Genomic DNA, 14,639 nt, shown 5'->3' with positions numbered 1-14,639 from the left:
AGCGTGAGGCTTACTCGCCCAGCACCTGCCCGATGGTCGGGTCCTTGAACAGGCGGGTCAGCGCATCGCTCAGCACGTCGCTCACCAGCTGGGTGTTGGTGTCCTGGTTCGGCGCCATGCCGAAGCGCTGGTCCAGCGAAGCACCGTAGCGGCCGCTGTAGCGGCGGTTGGCATTCTGCACATCGGCACGGAAGGTGGCACCGATGGTGGCTTCAGTCACGTACAGGTTGTCCTTCGGCGACTGGTACTTCAGCTCGGCCAGGGTCACGGTCAGCTGCGGAGCGTTGTAGGCGTTGGGCGTCGGGGTGAAGCCGAGCAGGCGCACGGCGGCCTCGGCCTGGGCCTGCAGCTTGGGCACCACATCATTGCCACTGACGCTGATGGTGCTGGTTTCGGGGTACATGCCACCACGGGTGCCCAGGGACTGCGAAGCCCGCCCATCAACCACCTTGACCACCACCGGCTGGCCGTGACCAACCGGTGCGAGCTGAGCCTTGAGCGTGGGTTGCGGGCTGAGTTGTTGCGGGCTGTGGGCACAACCGACCAGGCTGAGGCTGGCCACGGCGATCAAACCGAACAACAGACGTTGCAACATGCGCGTTTCTCCAGAAAATACGGCAAAGGCCCACAGTATACCCAGCCCAGCCCAGACCAGTCATCGGTCCGCCCCGCTTGTCACAATGGTTTCATCGCTGCGCCCTTATCCTTGCGCCAAGCCCAAACGCACAGGACGCACCGACATGGCCTCGCTCTGGACCCTGCTCTGCCAACGCCCGCGCCACAATGCCTATGCCCGCCTCGACGCCGACGGCAAATGCCTGGCCTTCAAGCAGTGCAGCCAGGCCCCCAGCGGTAGCGGCTGGGTCCGGATCGGCGAAATCCAGCTTGCCTGGCTGGGCCGTGAGCTGCCCGCCGAGGCCCGGGTTTGCGCCCCTGCAAGCCGCCGCTGGCACCAGCGCATCCTCGCAGCCTGACAAACGCTGCAATAAAAACCACGAATAACGACCTTTCTGCCCGCGACATCGTTATAATCTCCCCCCGATTATAAGGACGTCTCCTGATCGGGCCCCGCATCCGCCGCTTGACCCCGGCACCGTCACCCGCTTCGCCCACAGAGAGCCTTCCACTCAGGTCTTGCATCGGCTGTCGTGCCTGCTTTTCCGGCCCTTCGCACTGCATGAACCTGTGGGTTGCCATCGCGCAGTCCCCTTTTGAGGTTCACGTCTCCAAAAGAGCGTGAAAAAACGGTTTTTCACAACTTCACGAGAGTGTGGCGAGCAAATGAACAGTCTGGCATGTGCAAAAGCGGCAGATGTGTCCCGAACAGCCCTGAACAGACGGCAAAAGCGCTCATCCCGGATGAGTGTCTGAAGTCGTTCCATAACGCACGCACGACACCTTGACCATAAGTCGAATTGCCGCACCCGTGGCAAACGGCGTTCAATACCCGAACCCGAAGACTGATTGGCGGTGTCCGCGGAAGTTGCAAGAACTGCGAAGAGTCGGACATGGCGATCCTGGCAACCCCAGTGATCCTATGCTGTCAATTAGGTAGCTGTAGATTGTGGAGACGCGTTAAATGGCGCAGAACGAATCGGTTGATGTGGTACTGGTAGGCGCGGGCATCATGAGTGCCACCCTGGCCGTACTGCTCAAGGAGCTTGACCCGACCCTGAAGCTTGAGGTCGTCGAGGCAATGGACTCCGGGGCCGCGGAAAGCTCCAACCCCTGGAACAACGCAGGTACCGGCCACGCCGGCCTGTGCGAGCTGAACTACACGCCCCAGGCCGCCGATGGCAGTATCGACATCAAGAAGGCCGTGCACATCAATACCCAGTTCGAGGTCTCGCGCCAGTTCTGGGCTTACCTGAGCAAGAAGAGCAACTTCGGCTCGGCACGTGCGTTCATCAACCCGGTCCCGCACCTGAGCTACGTCGAAGGTGACAAGGGTGTGTCCTTCCTCAAGAAGCGCTTCGAGCTGCTCAAGCAGCACCACGCCTTCGCCGAGATGGAATACACCGAAGACAAGGCTGTGATGAACGAGTGGATGCCGCTGATGATGCCTGGCCGCCCGGCCGACCAGCACATCGCCGCAACCCGTGTGGCCAAAGGCACCGACGTCAACTTCGGGGCATTGACCAACAAGCTGCTCAAAGTGCTGGGCGACAGCGCCGATGCCCAGGTCAAGTACAGCAAGAAAGTCGTCGGCCTGCGCCGTAACGGCAAAGGCTGGACCGTAAGCATCAAGGACGTCAACAGCGGCGGTACCCGCGAAGTCGACGCCCGCTTCGTCTTCCTCGGTGCTGGCGGCGCGGCCCTGCCGCTGCTGCAACTGTCCGGCATCCCGGAAAGCAAAGGCTTCGGCGGCTTCCCGGTCAGCGGCCAGTGGCTGCGTTGCGACAACCCGGAAATCGTCAAGCAGCACCAGGCCAAGGTGTACAGCCAGGCGGCGGTCGGCGCACCACCGATGTCGGTGCCCCACCTGGACACCCGCGTGGTGGACGGCAAGACGTCGCTGCTGTTCGGCCCCTATGCCGGCTTTACCACCAAGTTCCTCAAGCACGGCTCGCTGATGGACCTGCCGCTGTCGGTCCGCATGGGCAACATCGGCCCGATGCTGGCCGTGGCCCGCGACAACATGGACCTGACCAAGTACCTGGTCAGCGAAGTGATGCAGTCGATGGAACAGCGCCTGGAGGCCCTGCGCCGCTTCTACCCACAGGCCAAAGCCGAAGACTGGCGCCTGGAAGTGGCCGGCCAGCGTGTGCAGATCATCAAGAAGGACCCGAAGAAAGGCGGCATCCTGCAGTTTGGTACCGAGCTGGTCTCGGCGCAGGACGGCAGCCTGGCGGCACTGCTCGGCGCTTCGCCGGGTGCTTCGGTGACCGTGTCGATCATGCTCGAGCTGATCGAGCGCTGCTTCCCCGAGCAGGCCAAAGGTGCCTGGGCTGCCAAGCTCAAGGAAATCTTCCCGGCTCGCGAAAAGGCCCTGGCCACCGACGCAGCGCTGTACCGCAAGATCAGTGCCGACAACGATGCGGCGCTGGAACTGGTGGAAGACAGCCCGGCCAAGCATTACGCCTAAGCCGGCCTGAAACGAAAAAACGCCCCTCGGGGCGTTTTTTTGTGCCTGGAATCTCTATCAGTCTGCACTGGCCTCTTCGCGGGACAAGCCCGCTCCCACAAGGTCCGGTATACGCCGATCAATGTGGGAGCGGGCTTGCCCCGCGAAGAGGCCGGTGCAGGCTCAATCAACCGCGGGCCTTGGCGATGATCTCGAGGTATTCCGGCGCGTTGCGCTGGTCAGCGATCACTTCGACGAAGGTCTTGCCGTGCTCGTCCTTGCCATCCAGGTCCAGGCCCGCCTCGACGAAGAAGCCCACGAAACGCTCGAAGTCATCGACACGCAGGCCACGGTAGCCTTTGATCAGCTTGTGGTGCGAAGGCGAGGTCACGCCATCGGCCGGCTCAAACTGGAGGAACGACTTGATGTAGTCGTCACTGATTTCGTCACCAATCACCTGCTTCTTGTCTTTGCGCATTGCCGGCTCCAACTGACCATCGTGGAATTTCGAAGGCCGGCAGTTTACCCCCCACAGGCGGCACGCCTCAACGCGAACGTACGGTACCGGTGTGCAGGTCGGCCCAGATATGGCCGTTGGCGTAGGTCAGGAACTGCACATAGACCGTCTCGTTGCGCAGCAGGTCCATGATCACCCGATAATCGCTGACCGGGTAATTCAGGCTCAAGGTTCGGGTCTTGTCGTCGTACAGCGGCTTCTTCAGGCTTTTGCCAGCCTCGCCGTCGAAGGTGAGCAGCACCTGGCTGATCGTCGCGCCCTTGCTCAGCGGCTTGCCTTTCAGGCGCATCTGCAGCGAAGCGGTGATCGGGATCGGCTGTTGGTCGGACTGGCGCTGGGCCCCTACCACCACCGAGTAGTCGGTCACTTGCAGCAATTGCTGGCCGGTCGGCGCTTCCTGGCGCAGGGACTGGTCATCGGGCGGGAGGAACTGGCTGTGCAGCGGTGCGGCGGCGAGAGGCAGGCTCAGCGCCAGCAGCAGGGGAAGAATCGCACGCATGTGAGGCTCCTTGGCATGAAGGAGCACTCTATCACGCAGGCAACGGCAAACCTCAATCGAACTGCGCGAGCATCCAGGCCTGGTATTCAGGCGCACCGGCCTCGCCCTCACGTGGCGCCCAGGGCGCATGCTCACCCTCGACCAACTGGCGGTATGGGCCGGCCTTGCACTCGAACATGATGCTGTTGGCGTCGAGTGCCACCAGGCCATGGTAGACGCCCGGCGGCAGGTCCACCCCCATGCACTCGCCTCCGGCTTCGAGGATGCGGGTGCTGGTTAGTCTACCCTGCTCATCGAACAGCAACAGCCCCAGGCGGCCTTTGAGTACCAGCAAGGTTTCGGCCTTGTCGTCACTCAGGTGGCGGTGCGGTGCGATGTAGGTCGAGGGCTGCAGGCCGATCGCCAGACGGTGGCAAGGGTCTTCCATTTGGTGAAAGTTGTGATGGTGCCGCAGACGCGGCGCATCGGCGGCCTTTTGCGCCAGCCCGGTTAACAACGCTTGGTCGATGAATGCAGGCTGGCTCATGGTTACAGTCCCTTCACAGCGAAAATGCCATTTGCGTTACGCCAATAGCCTTTATAGTCCATTCCGTAACCGAAGATATAGCGATCGATGCACGGCAGGCCGGCATAGCTGGCCTTCAGGCCCGGGCTGGCCTTGCGGTCGTGGTCCTTGTCGATCAGCACGGCGGTGTGCACAGCCCGCGCACCGGCATGCTTGCAGAACTCGATGATGGCGCTGAGGGTGTGGCCCTCGTCGAGGATGTCATCGACGATCAGCACGTCACGGTCGATGAACGACACTTCCGGCTTGGCCTTCCAGAACAACTCGCCGCCACTGGTCTGGTTGCGATAACGCGTGGCATGGATGTACGAGACCTCCAGCGGGAACTGCAGGTGGGTCAGCAGTTTGCCGGCGAAGATCAGGCCACCGTTCATCACGCAGAACACCACAGGGTTGGTGTCGTGCAGGTCCTTGCAGATCTGCTCGCCGACTTTGGCGATGGCCGCTTCGACTTCGGCTTCGTGGTACAGGCAGTCTGCCTCGCGCATGACTTGACGGATGTGCTCGAGATCGGCGGACATGGCGCTCTCCGGGGGGGCATTTTGGAAAAGCGGGCAAAGGTACGCATCCGCTCGTCACAGATCAAGCATTTATGGACTAACGTGCAAAAGGACTACACGACAGCAAAGGCTGAATAGATTAATCTAGCGCGGTTTTTTTGCCCGCCTTTCGGAGCCCCCCATGCCTACTCGTGAGATCCGCCATCCGCTGATCCGCCACAAGCTCGGCCTCATGCGCCGTGCCGATATCAGCACCAAGAATTTTCGCGAACTCGCCCAGGAAGTCGGCGCGCTACTGACCTACGAAGCCACCCAGGACCTGCCCCTCGAAACCTACGAGATCGACGGCTGGTGCGGCAAGGTGCAAGTTGAAAAAATCGCCGGCAAGAAGATCACCGTGGTACCTATCCTGCGCGCCGGCATCGGCATGCTCGACGGCGTGCTCAGCCTGATCCCGGGCGCCAAGGTCAGCGCTGTCGGCGTTGCCCGCAACGAGGAAACCCTCGAAGCGCACACCTACCTGGAAAAGCTCGCGCCAGACATCAATCAGCGCCTGGCCCTGATCATCGACCCGATGCTCGCCACCGGCGGCTCGATGGTCGCCACCATCGACCTGCTGAAAAAGGCCGGTTGCAAGGAGATCCGCGCCATGGTGCTGGTCGCCGCGCCAGAAGGCATCGCCGTGGTGGAAAAAGCCCACCCGGACGTACAGATCTACACCGCCTCGATCGACCAGCGCCTGAATGAGCATGGTTACATCGTCCCAGGCCTGGGCGATGCCGGTGACAAGATCTTCGGCACCAAGCAGAAGGACGCCTGACCATGCAGGACGGCTTCAACGACCCGCTCTGGCGCCAGGTCGTCTCGGGCGCGCAGATGCTCTTCGTGGCATTCGGCGCGCTGGTGCTGATGCCGCTGATCACCGGCCTCGACCCGAACGTGGCCCTGTTCACCGCCGGCATCGGCACCCTGCTGTTCCAGCTGGTCACCGGCCGTCAGGTACCGGTATTCCTGGCTTCGAGCTTTGCCTTCATCACCCCGATCATCCTTGCCAAGGGCCAGTTCGGCCTGGCCGAGACCATGGGCGGCGTGATGGCCGCAGGTTTCGTCTACACCTTCATGGGCTTGATGGTGAAGATCAAGGGCACCGGCTTCATCGACCGCATGCTGCCGCCGGTGGTGATCGGGCCGGTGATCATTTCCATCGGCCTGGCCATGGCCCCCATCGCCGCCAACATGGCGATGGGCAAGGCCGGTGACGGCAGCGTGCTGCTGCCGTACAAGACGGCGATGCTGATCTCCATGCCGGCACTGCTGACCACCCTGATCGTCGCCGTGTTCGGCAAGGGCATCTTCCGCCTGGTGCCGATCATTGCCGGCGTGCTGGTGGGCTTTGCCCTGTCGTTCGCCTTCGGCGTGGTCGACACTGCCAAGATCGCCGCGGCACCGTGGCTGGAAATCCCCAACTTCACCGCGCCAGCCTTCAACTGGCAGGCCATCCTGTTCATCGTCCCGGTTGCCCTGGCACCGGCGATCGAGCACATCGGCGGGGTGATTGCAGTCGGCAGCGTGACCGGCCGCGACTACCTGAAGAAGCCCGGCCTGCATCGCACCCTCCTGGGTGACGGCCTGGCCACCACCGCAGCCGGCCTGTTCGGCGGCCCGCCCAACACCACCTACGCCGAAGTGACCGGCGCGGTGATGCTGACCAAGAACTACAACCCGAAGATCATGACCTGGGCGGCGGTGTTCGCCATCTCCCTGGCCTTCATCGGCAAGTTCGGCGCGCTGCTGCAGAGCATCCCGGTACCGGTGATGGGCGGCATTCTGTGCCTGCTGTTCGGTTCGATCGCAGCGGTGGGCATGAACACCATGATCCGCCACAAGATCGACCTGGCCGAAGCGCGCAACCTGGTCATCGTTTCGGTGACCCTGGTGTTCGGTATCGGCGGCGTGCTGATCGGCAGTGGCGATGGCCCGGACGACTGGGGCCTCAAGGGTATTGCCCTGTGCGCCATCGTGGCGATCGCGCTGAACCTGATCCTGCCGGGCAATGATGGCTGGAAGCACAAGAAGCTGGATGATCAGCTGCCTTGATCCAACGTTAGCCTGATCCGGCCCCTTCGCGGGACAAGCCCGCTCCCACATCGATCGGCGTACACCGGACTTTGTGGGAGCGGGCTTGTCCCGCGAAGAGGCCGGAACAGGCTTACCAACAATCAGGCTTTCTCACACATTCGGGCCAACACCCTCACCCACTCCGGGTGATCATTCAGGCACGGCACCAGCACCAGCTCCTTGCCACCCGCCTCGACAAACTGCTCGCTGCCGCGCATGCCGATCTCTTCCAGCGTCTCGATGCAATCGGCGACGAACGCCGGGCACATCACCAGCAGCTTCTTCACCCCGGCCTTGGCCAACTCGTCCAGGCGCGTCTCGGTGTAGGGTTCGATCCACTTGTCACGCCCCAACCGCGACTGGAACGACACCGACCACTTGCCATCGGGGATGCCCATCTTCGCCGCAAAGGCCTTGGCCGTGGCCAGGCACTGCCCGCGATAACACACGGCACGTACCTCGGCACTGGCATCGCGACAGCAGTCGGCGGCGCGCAGATCATGCTTGCCGGTCGGGTACAGCTTTTTCAGGTGCCGCTCCGGCAAACCATGGAAACTCAGCAACAGATGGTCGAAATCCTGCTCGAGGTAAGGACGGGCACTGGCGACCAGCGCATCGATGTACTCTGGATGCTCATAGAACGGCTGCAGCACGCGCAGCTGCAACGGCAACTGGCGCTCGGCCAGCGTCTGCCTTGCCTGTTCCACCACCGTGGTCACCGTACTGTCGGCGAACTGTGGATAAAGCGGTGCCAGGGTCACCTTGCGCACACCTTGCGCCGCCAACCGTGCCAGCACCTCGGGCAGCGCCGGTTCACCGTAGCGCATGGCAATTTCCACCGGCCCGTGCGGCCAGTGCTCGACCATCGCCGCCTGCAGGCGCCGGGTCAAAACTACCAGCGGCGAGCCTTCATCCCACCAGATCGAGGCATAGGCGTGCGCCGACTGCTCCGGGCGCTTGATCAGGATCAGCGACACCAGCAAGCGCCGCACTGGCCAGGGCAGGTCGACCACGTAAGGGTCCATGAGGAACTGGTTGAGGTAGCGGCGCACATCGGCCACCGAGGTAGAGGCCGGGGACCCCAGGTTGACCAGCAGCAGAGCGTGATCGGTCATGCAGCGTCCTATGTCAGAGGCGGCTGGACAGGTTGCCCAGGGCCGATTGCAGATCGTTGAAACGAAAGGTGAAGCCCGCCGCCAGCAAGCGCACCGGGCGCGCCCGCTGGCCACCAAGCAGCAAGGTCGACAGCTCGCCGAGGCCCGCCTTGAGCAGCAGGCCGGGCATCGGCATGAACGCCGGCCGATGCAGCGCACGCCCCAGCGCCTTGGCGAAATCGCGGTTACGTACCGGTTCTGGCGCGCAGGCATTATAAGGACCGCTGGCATCCTTGTACTGCAAGAGAAAATCTATCAGGGCGATCTGATCGTCGATATGTACCCACGGCATCCACTGCCTGCCATCACCCAACGGCCCGCCCAGTCCCAACTTGAACGGCAGGCGCAGGCGCGACAAAAAGCCGCCGTCACTGGCCAGCACCAACCCGGTACGTACCAGCACCACGCGCATGCCAAGGTGCTGCGCACGCTGGGCGGTTTCTTCCCAGGCGATGCACAACTGGCTGGCGAAATCTTCGCGAACCGGCGGCGAGGCTTCGGTAAGTTCACGCTCGCCGCCATCGCCGTACCAGCCAACGGCGGAACCGGAAATCAGCACCTCGGGGCGCTGCTCACGGCTGCCCAGCCAGGCCAGCAGTTGTTCGGTAAGGGTAATGCGACTGGCCCATAGCAGGTTGCGTCGCGAAGCCGACCAAGGCCGATCGGCGATCGGCGCACCGGCCAGATTGACCACCGCATCCACCGACTCATCAGCGCCCAGATCCTCCAGCCGGCCAATGCCACGCACCTCGCTGCCACACAATCGAGGCACTTGTTCAGGGCGCCGGCTCCACACGGTAAGCCGATGGCCCTTGCCTAGCCAGTATTGGCAAAGGTGCTGGCCGATCAAACCGGTACCACCCGTCAGCAATATATGCATGGCTGTGTCCTCGCAGCGTGCGGCCATGGTCTATTTTTAAGAACAAGGCACTTTTCCAGACCAATCGCTCTCGGATAACCATAGGCCACATGCCTATGAAGCGGAATAACCTTATACAAAGATTGTGCATTGTACAGGTTTACCTGACAGCGTAGTCTGCCTACAGCAAGGTTCGAAGAGGCCATCATGACAGTACCTATTGCCATCATCGGTGCCGGTATCGCCGGCCTGTCCGCCGCCCAGGCTCTGCAAAAAGCCGGGCAGTCCGTCCACGTGTTCGACAAAGGCCACGGCACTGGCGGGCGCATGGCCAGCAAGCGCAGCGAAGCTGGCGCACTCGACCTTGGCGCACAGTACTTCACTGCCCGCGATCGGCGCTTCGTCGAGCAGGTGCAGCAATGGGTCGCCGCCGGCTGGGCCGAGCAGTGGAAGCCGCAGCTGTACAACTACCGCAACGGCGAACTCACCCCCTCCCCCGACGAACAGACGCGCTGGGTCGGCGTGCCGCGCATGAGTGCCATCACCCGTGGCCTGCTCAAGGACGTCACGGTCAACTTCGGCTGCCGTATCGCCGAGGTGTTCCGCGGCAAGCAATACTGGCACCTGCAGGACACCGAAGGTTGCAGCCATGGCCCGTTCAGCCGCGTGGTAATCGCTGTGCCCGCCCCCCAGGCCACTCCGCTGCTGGCGGCCACGCCCAAGCTCGCCGCCGTGGCGGCCGGTGTGCAGATGGAACCGACCTGGGCTGTTGCCCTGGCCTTCCAGACTGCGCTGGATACACCGATGCAAGGCTGCTTCGTGCAGGACAGCGCGCTCGACTGGCTGGCCCGCAACCGCAGCAAACCCGGCCGTGAGGAACACCTCGACACCTGGGTACTGCACGCCACCGCCGACTGGAGCAAGCAGCACATCGACCTGGCCAAGGAAGAAGTGATCGAACAACTGTGGGGGGAATTCGCCGAACTGGTCGGCTGCGTGGTGCCAGCGCCGAGTTTCGCCCTGGCCCACCGCTGGCTGTACGCGCGGCCGGCCGGCAATCACGAATGGGGCGCGCTGGCCGATGCCGATCAGGGCTTGTATGCCTGCGGCGACTGGTGCCTGTCTGGCCGCGTCGAAGGCGCCTGGCTCAGCGGCCAGGAAGCAGCGCGACGGCTGCTGGAACATCTCGAATAACATCACCCGGCAAAGCTATACAAAAAATACTAGTTGCATAAGTTTCTGGCTGTGCTGGAATGAACTTGTACGCGCTTGCGTCCATGTACAAGTTTTCCGGAGACAGCCATGCACGAAACTGCCCCCGCACATAAGCCCCGTATCGCCATCAGCGCCTGCCTGACCGGTCATCAGGTGCGCTACAACGGCGGGCACAAGGCTTCTGATCTGTGCCTTGAGCAATTGCAAGCGCACTTCGAATGGCTGCCGGTATGCCCTGAGGTCGCCATCGGCCTGGGCGTGCCACGCGAGCCGATCCGCCTGGTAGGTGACCCATCGAGCCCCGCTGTGGTCGGTACGCGCAACCCAGGCGCCGACCTGAGCGGCCCGCTGCGCAACTACGCCGAACAGATGGCCAATGAGCTCGATGACATCTGTGGCTACATCTTCATGCAGAAATCCCCCTCCTGTGGCCTGGAACGGGTCAAGGTCTACCAGGACAACGGTTACCCTGCGCCACAAGGTGGCAGGGGGGCCTATGCCGCGGCCTTCTGCGCCCGTCGCCCCGACCTACCGGTGGAGGAGGAAGGCCGCCTGCACGACCCGGTACTGCGGGAAAACTTCATCAGCCGTGTCTATGCCTACGCCGACTGGCAGCAAGTGCTGACGCAAGGGTTGAGCCGTGGCGCCCTGGTACGCTTCCATTCACGCTACAAGTACCTGCTGATGGCGAACAACCCCGAGGCCTATCGCCAGCTTGGCCGCCTGCTGGGCAGCATGAGCCGTGAAGATGACCCCGCGCAGGTGGGCCCCCGCTACTTCAGCCAGCTGATGCAGGCCCTGCGCCGTTGCGCCAGCCGTGGCACCCACTGCAACGTCCTGCAGCACCTGAGCGGCTACTTCAAGGACTCGCTGACACAACAGGACAAGGCCGAACTGCAGCACATCATCGGCCAGTACCAGCAAGGCGTGGTGCCGCTGGTGGTGCCGCTGACCTTGCTCAAGCATTACCTGCGCAAGCATCCGGACCCTTACCTGCAGCAACAGACCTACCTGCAGCCGCACCCTGACAGCCTTGGCCTGCGCAATGCCGTCTGACACGCTTCTGCCGATCGGCGAACTGGCCCGGCGCACTGGGGTGAATCCCGTCACCTTGCGCGCCTGGGAGCGCCGCTATGGCCTGCTCAAGCCGCAACGGACCGCCAAGGGGCACCGCTTGTACGGGCAAGAGCAACTCGAGCGGGTGCAGGCGATTCTCGCCTGGCTTGAGCGCGGCGCATCCGTCGGCCAGGTTCGCGAACTGCTCGACCAGCCGCTGGAGCGGGCACCGATGGGTGACTGGCAACCGCGCCAGCAGCAGCTGATCGAAGCCATCGCCAGTCTTTCCCAACGTGCCCTCGACCAGCAACTGAACCAGGTCATGGCCTTGTACCCCGCCGTGACGCTGTGCGAACAGCTGCTGTTGCCCTTGCTGGAGTCCCTGGCCGTACGCTGGCGCAGCCACTTCAATGCACGCCTTGAACAGGTGTTTTTCCACACCTGGCTGCGCAGCAAGCTAGGGGCACGGGTGTATCACGACAATCAATCGCTACAAGGGCCAGCCGTGCTGCTCTGCGAAGACAGCGAGCGCCCGTTCGACCCAAGCCTGTGGCTGTGCGCCTGGTTACTGAGCAGCAACGGCATCCCGGTAGAAGTTTTCGAGCAACCGGTGGCCAGCGCGCAGTTGCAACGTGCGGTGGTCACCCTGCAGCCGCGGGCAGTGCTCATGCACCTTGGCCCGCGTATCGATGCCAACGCCTTGCTGCGCACCCTGCAGGGCATCGCCGGGACCAAGCTGCTGGGCGGCGCCACCCTCGCCCTGCACCAGGCTCAGCTGCACGCTTTCGACCTGCCCGACCTTTTCCTGTTCGATACCCCGCAGGCGGCATTGCGTGTGCTGCTAGGCAATGTCCGCCGGCCTGTAGAGACGAGTGCCCCATGCAACTGATCTGGCTGCGCAGCGACCTGCGCATCGATGACAATTCCGCCCTCAGCGTCGCCTGCGAACGCGGCCCGACCGTGGCCTTGTGGCTAGCCAGCCCCGGCCAATGGCAGGCCCACGACGACGCCGCCTGCAAGGTCGACTTCTGGCTGCGCAACCTGCGCCAGTTGCGCCAGTCCCTGGACCAGCTGAACATCCCGCTTCTGGTGCGCAAGATCGACACCTGGGACCAAGCCCCGGCCACCCTGCTCGAAATCTGCCGCCAGCACAATATCGCGGCGGTGCACTGGAACGATGAATACGGCATCAATGAAGAGCGGCGCGATGCAGCCACGCGCCAGCTGCTGGAGGCTTCCGGCATCCGTGCCCACAGCTACCTCGACCAGCTGTTCTTCCGCCCGGGCACCATCCTGACGCGCAGCGGCGACTACTTCCAGGTCTTCACCCAGTTCAAGAAGGCCTGCCTGGAGCACCTGCACCGCAGCCTGCCCCCCTTGGCCCGACGCGTAAAAGAACAGGCCCCGCTGGCGATCAGCAGCGATCCGATCCCACAGCACATCGACGGCTTCGAAAAGCCTGCTCGCGCACTCAGCGATCACTGGCCCGCCGGTGAAGCCGAAGCGCAGGCGCGGCTCAGCCGCTTTCTCGATGAAACGGTCGAAGACTACCAACGCTTGCGCGACCTCCCGGCCAAACCCGGCACCAGCCAGCTGTCTGCCTATCTGGCCGCAGGCGTGATCTCGCCCCGCCAATGCCTGCATGCTGCCCTCGCCAGCAACCACGGTGAGTTCGACAGTGGCAGCAGCGGGATTCAGACGTGGATCAACGAGCTGCTCTGGCGCGAGTTCTACAAACACATCCTGACGGGTTATCCACAGGTCTCCCGGCATCGAGCCTTCCGCGCCCAGACCGAAGCCCTGCCCTGGCGCGATGCGCCGGACGACTTCAAGGCCTGGCAGGAGGGGCGTACCGGCTTCCCGATCATCGACGCGGCCATGCGCCAACTGCTGCACACCGGCTGGATGCACAACCGCCTGCGCATGATCGTTGCCATGTTCCTCAGCAAGAACCTGCTGATCGACTGGCGCCTGGGCGAACGCCATTTCATGCGTCACCTGATAGACGGCGATCTGGCCGCGAACAATGGTGGCTGGCAGTGGAGTGCCTCGACCGGCACCGACGCAGTGCCCTATTTCCGTATCTTCAACCCGGTTTCCCAGTCGCAGCGTTTCGACCCCGAGGGTCGCTTCATCCGCCACTGGATACCGGAATTACGGGGGCTGGATGAAAAAGCCATCCACCAGCCCGTGAAGTCTGCAGACCTTTTTGCTAATAATTCCTATCACAGTCCGATTGTCGATCTCGGCAGCAGTCGCCAGCGTGCACTGGAAGCCTTCAAAGGCTTACCACGCCGGCAGGATCAGAGGGCAGTATCTTGAATAACTCGCGTAGTTTCTGGGTTACGGGGGCCAGCAACGGACTGGGTCTGGCCCTGGTGGAGCGCTTGCTCGAGCAAGGGCACCGGGTTGGCGCAAGTGGCAAAAGCAGCGAGGCGCTGGAGGCACTGGCCGTGCGCCATGGCAGCCGGCTGTTGAAACTGCCATGGCAATTGCAACAAGAAGGCCAGGCCGCCAGCGCGGCAGAACAGCTATGCCATGCCTGGTGCTCGCTGGACGTATTGATCATCAACGCCGGGACCAGTGACTACCTGGCTGATGCCGTAGCGGACAGCGAATTGTTCGAGGCCATCGTCAATGACAACCAACTGGCTGGCGAGCATTGCCTGACCCATGCGCAGCCCTTGTTGGCCCAGGGGCATCAGCCCCAGGTCATGGCGATTTTCAACCGCTATTCGGCCTTGCAGCTTTATTCGCCGACCCAAGTGTCGGCGGGTTGGAATAATGTGCCGCAGTGGTTACGTGAACAACGTCAGGCGCTGAAGGACCAGGGGATCGACCTGACAGTGGTGGCTCCACAGTCGTTGAAGTCACCGGTCACTTCCGTGCAGGCCGTCCCGGATGCCTGGACGCCGCAGAGTGCAGCGGATGAACTGCTGTCCCGCTTGGTGTTGCGCGAACCAGAGCTGGTGCTGGAGGTGCTGGATATCAGCAGCCTGTGGCCACTGTCCCGCTAATCCTTGTAATGTCCGGTCCGGCCTCTTCGCGGGTGAACCCGCTCCCACACGGACCGCATCTGTTTTCCAGGCAAC

16 protein-coding genes are annotated in these 14,639 nt (G+C 62.9%); 9 read left to right on the top strand and 7 right to left on the bottom strand.

Annotated elements, in window-relative coordinates; genetic code table 11:
* Positions 1-10: 10 nt before the first annotated feature.
* A complete protein-coding gene (locus tag OCX61_RS03845) occupies positions 11-595 on the bottom strand; it encodes a YajG family lipoprotein (RefSeq protein WP_261942680.1) in 585 nt (194 codons plus the stop codon).
* A gap of 145 nt (positions 596-740) precedes the next feature.
* On the opposite strand from OCX61_RS03845, the gene OCX61_RS03840 reads away from it, so the two are divergent.
* Together OCX61_RS03840 and mqo are read left to right on the top strand one after the other, a co-directional pair.
* Entirely contained in the window at positions 741-974 is a 234-nt protein-coding gene (locus OCX61_RS03840; RefSeq protein WP_261942679.1) for a hypothetical protein, read from the top strand.
* Positions 975-1,579: 605 nt separating this feature from the next.
* Positions 1,580-3,085 (top strand): malate dehydrogenase (quinone), encoded by a 1,506-nt coding sequence (gene mqo, locus OCX61_RS03835; protein ID WP_261942678.1) that lies wholly within the window; start codon positions 1,580-1,582, stop codon positions 3,083-3,085.
* A gap of 166 nt (positions 3,086-3,251) precedes the next feature.
* Here mqo and OCX61_RS03830 read toward each other — a convergent pair whose 3' ends face one another.
* The 4 genes from OCX61_RS03830 to OCX61_RS03815 form a co-directional block, all read right to left on the bottom strand.
* Positions 3,252-3,542 (bottom strand): PA4642 family protein, encoded by a 291-nt coding sequence (locus OCX61_RS03830; protein ID WP_261942677.1) that lies wholly within the window; start codon positions 3,540-3,542, stop codon positions 3,252-3,254.
* A gap of 67 nt (positions 3,543-3,609) precedes the next feature.
* Positions 3,610-4,080, bottom strand: a complete 471-nt coding sequence (locus tag OCX61_RS03825; protein ID WP_261942676.1) for a hypothetical protein — start codon at positions 4,078-4,080, stop codon at positions 3,610-3,612.
* A 52-nt stretch (positions 4,081-4,132) separates the two neighbouring features.
* Positions 4,133-4,606 (bottom strand): WbuC family cupin fold metalloprotein, encoded by a 474-nt coding sequence (locus OCX61_RS03820; protein ID WP_261942675.1) that lies wholly within the window; start codon positions 4,604-4,606, stop codon positions 4,133-4,135.
* Positions 4,607-4,608: 2 nt separating this feature from the next.
* Positions 4,609-5,166: a hypoxanthine-guanine phosphoribosyltransferase gene (locus OCX61_RS03815; RefSeq protein WP_176506861.1), complete on the bottom strand. Its 558-nt coding sequence runs from the start codon at positions 5,164-5,166 to the stop codon at positions 4,609-4,611.
* A gap of 160 nt (positions 5,167-5,326) precedes the next feature.
* Between OCX61_RS03815 and upp the strand changes: the two genes are divergently transcribed.
* Together upp and OCX61_RS03805 are read left to right on the top strand one after the other, a co-directional pair.
* Positions 5,327-5,965: a uracil phosphoribosyltransferase gene (gene upp / locus OCX61_RS03810; RefSeq protein WP_110638424.1), complete on the top strand. Its 639-nt coding sequence runs from the start codon at positions 5,327-5,329 to the stop codon at positions 5,963-5,965.
* Between the two features lie 2 nt (positions 5,966-5,967).
* Complete coding sequence (locus OCX61_RS03805) at positions 5,968-7,242, top strand: uracil-xanthine permease family protein (protein ID WP_261942674.1); 1,275 nt, start codon at positions 5,968-5,970, stop codon at positions 7,240-7,242.
* 122 nt (positions 7,243-7,364) lie between these two features.
* On the opposite strand, the gene hemH is transcribed toward OCX61_RS03805, so the two are convergent.
* A complete protein-coding gene (hemH, locus tag OCX61_RS03800) occupies positions 7,365-8,378 on the bottom strand; it encodes a ferrochelatase (RefSeq protein ID WP_261942673.1) in 1,014 nt (337 codons plus the stop codon).
* A gap of 13 nt (positions 8,379-8,391) precedes the next feature.
* On the bottom strand, positions 8,392-9,297 hold the full coding sequence (locus OCX61_RS03795; RefSeq protein WP_261942672.1) for a TIGR01777 family oxidoreductase: 906 nt from the start codon (positions 9,295-9,297) through the stop codon (positions 8,392-8,394).
* Positions 9,298-9,483: 186 nt separating this feature from the next.
* On the opposite strand from OCX61_RS03795, the gene OCX61_RS03790 reads away from it, so the two are divergent.
* The 5 genes from OCX61_RS03790 (at position 9,484) to OCX61_RS03770 (ending at position 14,564) form a co-directional block, all read left to right on the top strand.
* The gene (locus tag OCX61_RS03790; protein WP_261942671.1) at positions 9,484-10,470 is read left to right on the top strand and encodes an NAD(P)/FAD-dependent oxidoreductase; all 987 of its coding nucleotides are present in this window, start codon (positions 9,484-9,486) and stop codon (positions 10,468-10,470) included.
* 108 nt (positions 10,471-10,578) lie between these two features.
* Positions 10,579-11,547, top strand: coding sequence for a YbgA family protein (locus tag OCX61_RS03785; RefSeq protein WP_261942670.1), 969 nt, complete (start codon positions 10,579-10,581; stop codon positions 11,545-11,547).
* Positions 11,537-12,436, top strand: a complete 900-nt coding sequence (locus OCX61_RS03780) for a MerR family transcriptional regulator (protein ID WP_261942669.1) — start codon at positions 11,537-11,539, stop codon at positions 12,434-12,436. The genes OCX61_RS03785 and OCX61_RS03780 overlap by 11 nt, the downstream gene beginning before the upstream one ends.
* Entirely contained in the window at positions 12,427-13,869 is a 1,443-nt protein-coding gene (gene phrB, locus OCX61_RS03775) for a deoxyribodipyrimidine photo-lyase (protein ID WP_261942668.1), read from the top strand. Before OCX61_RS03780 ends, phrB begins: the two co-directional genes overlap by 10 nt.
* Positions 13,866-14,564 (top strand): SDR family oxidoreductase, encoded by a 699-nt coding sequence (locus tag OCX61_RS03770; RefSeq protein ID WP_261942667.1) that lies wholly within the window; start codon positions 13,866-13,868, stop codon positions 14,562-14,564. Before phrB ends, OCX61_RS03770 begins: the two co-directional genes overlap by 4 nt.
* The last annotated feature ends 75 nt before the right edge of the window (positions 14,565-14,639 follow it).

The sequence above is a fragment of the Pseudomonas sp. LRP2-20 genome, assembly GCF_024349685.1.
Lineage (GTDB): Bacteria > Pseudomonadota > Gammaproteobacteria > Pseudomonadales > Pseudomonadaceae > Aquipseudomonas.
Note: the sequence above shows the minus strand (reverse complement) of the source record. Positions and strands in the feature narration are given on the sequence as shown.

Bases quoted from the DNA above. Each gene is read 5' to 3' on its own strand.
- phrB (WP_261942668.1), top strand. From the start codon at position 12,427: ATGCAACTGATCTGGCTGCGCAGCGACCTGCGCATCGATGACAATTCC.
- OCX61_RS03820 (WP_261942675.1), bottom strand. From the start codon at position 4,606: ATGAGCCAGCCTGCATTCATCGACCAAGCGTTGTTAACCGGGCTGGCG.
- hemH (WP_261942673.1), bottom strand. From the start codon at position 8,378: ATGACCGATCACGCTCTGCTGCTGGTCAACCTGGGGTCCCCGGCCTCT.
- mqo (WP_261942678.1), top strand. From the start codon at position 1,580: ATGGCGCAGAACGAATCGGTTGATGTGGTACTGGTAGGCGCGGGCATC.
- OCX61_RS03805 (WP_261942674.1), top strand. From the start codon at position 5,968: ATGCAGGACGGCTTCAACGACCCGCTCTGGCGCCAGGTCGTCTCGGGC.
- OCX61_RS03780 (WP_261942669.1), top strand. From the start codon at position 11,537: ATGCCGTCTGACACGCTTCTGCCGATCGGCGAACTGGCCCGGCGCACT.
- OCX61_RS03790 (WP_261942671.1), top strand. From the start codon at position 9,484: ATGACAGTACCTATTGCCATCATCGGTGCCGGTATCGCCGGCCTGTCC.
- OCX61_RS03845 (WP_261942680.1), bottom strand. From the start codon at position 595: ATGTTGCAACGTCTGTTGTTCGGTTTGATCGCCGTGGCCAGCCTCAGC.
- OCX61_RS03840 (WP_261942679.1), top strand. From the start codon at position 741: ATGGCCTCGCTCTGGACCCTGCTCTGCCAACGCCCGCGCCACAATGCC.
- OCX61_RS03785 (WP_261942670.1), top strand. From the start codon at position 10,579: ATGCACGAAACTGCCCCCGCACATAAGCCCCGTATCGCCATCAGCGCC.
- upp (WP_110638424.1), top strand. From the start codon at position 5,327: ATGCCTACTCGTGAGATCCGCCATCCGCTGATCCGCCACAAGCTCGGC.
- OCX61_RS03830 (WP_261942677.1), bottom strand. From the start codon at position 3,542: ATGCGCAAAGACAAGAAGCAGGTGATTGGTGACGAAATCAGTGACGAC.
- OCX61_RS03795 (WP_261942672.1), bottom strand. From the start codon at position 9,297: ATGCATATATTGCTGACGGGTGGTACCGGTTTGATCGGCCAGCACCTT.
- OCX61_RS03825 (WP_261942676.1), bottom strand. From the start codon at position 4,080: ATGCGTGCGATTCTTCCCCTGCTGCTGGCGCTGAGCCTGCCTCTCGCC.
- OCX61_RS03815 (WP_176506861.1), bottom strand. From the start codon at position 5,166: ATGTCCGCCGATCTCGAGCACATCCGTCAAGTCATGCGCGAGGCAGAC.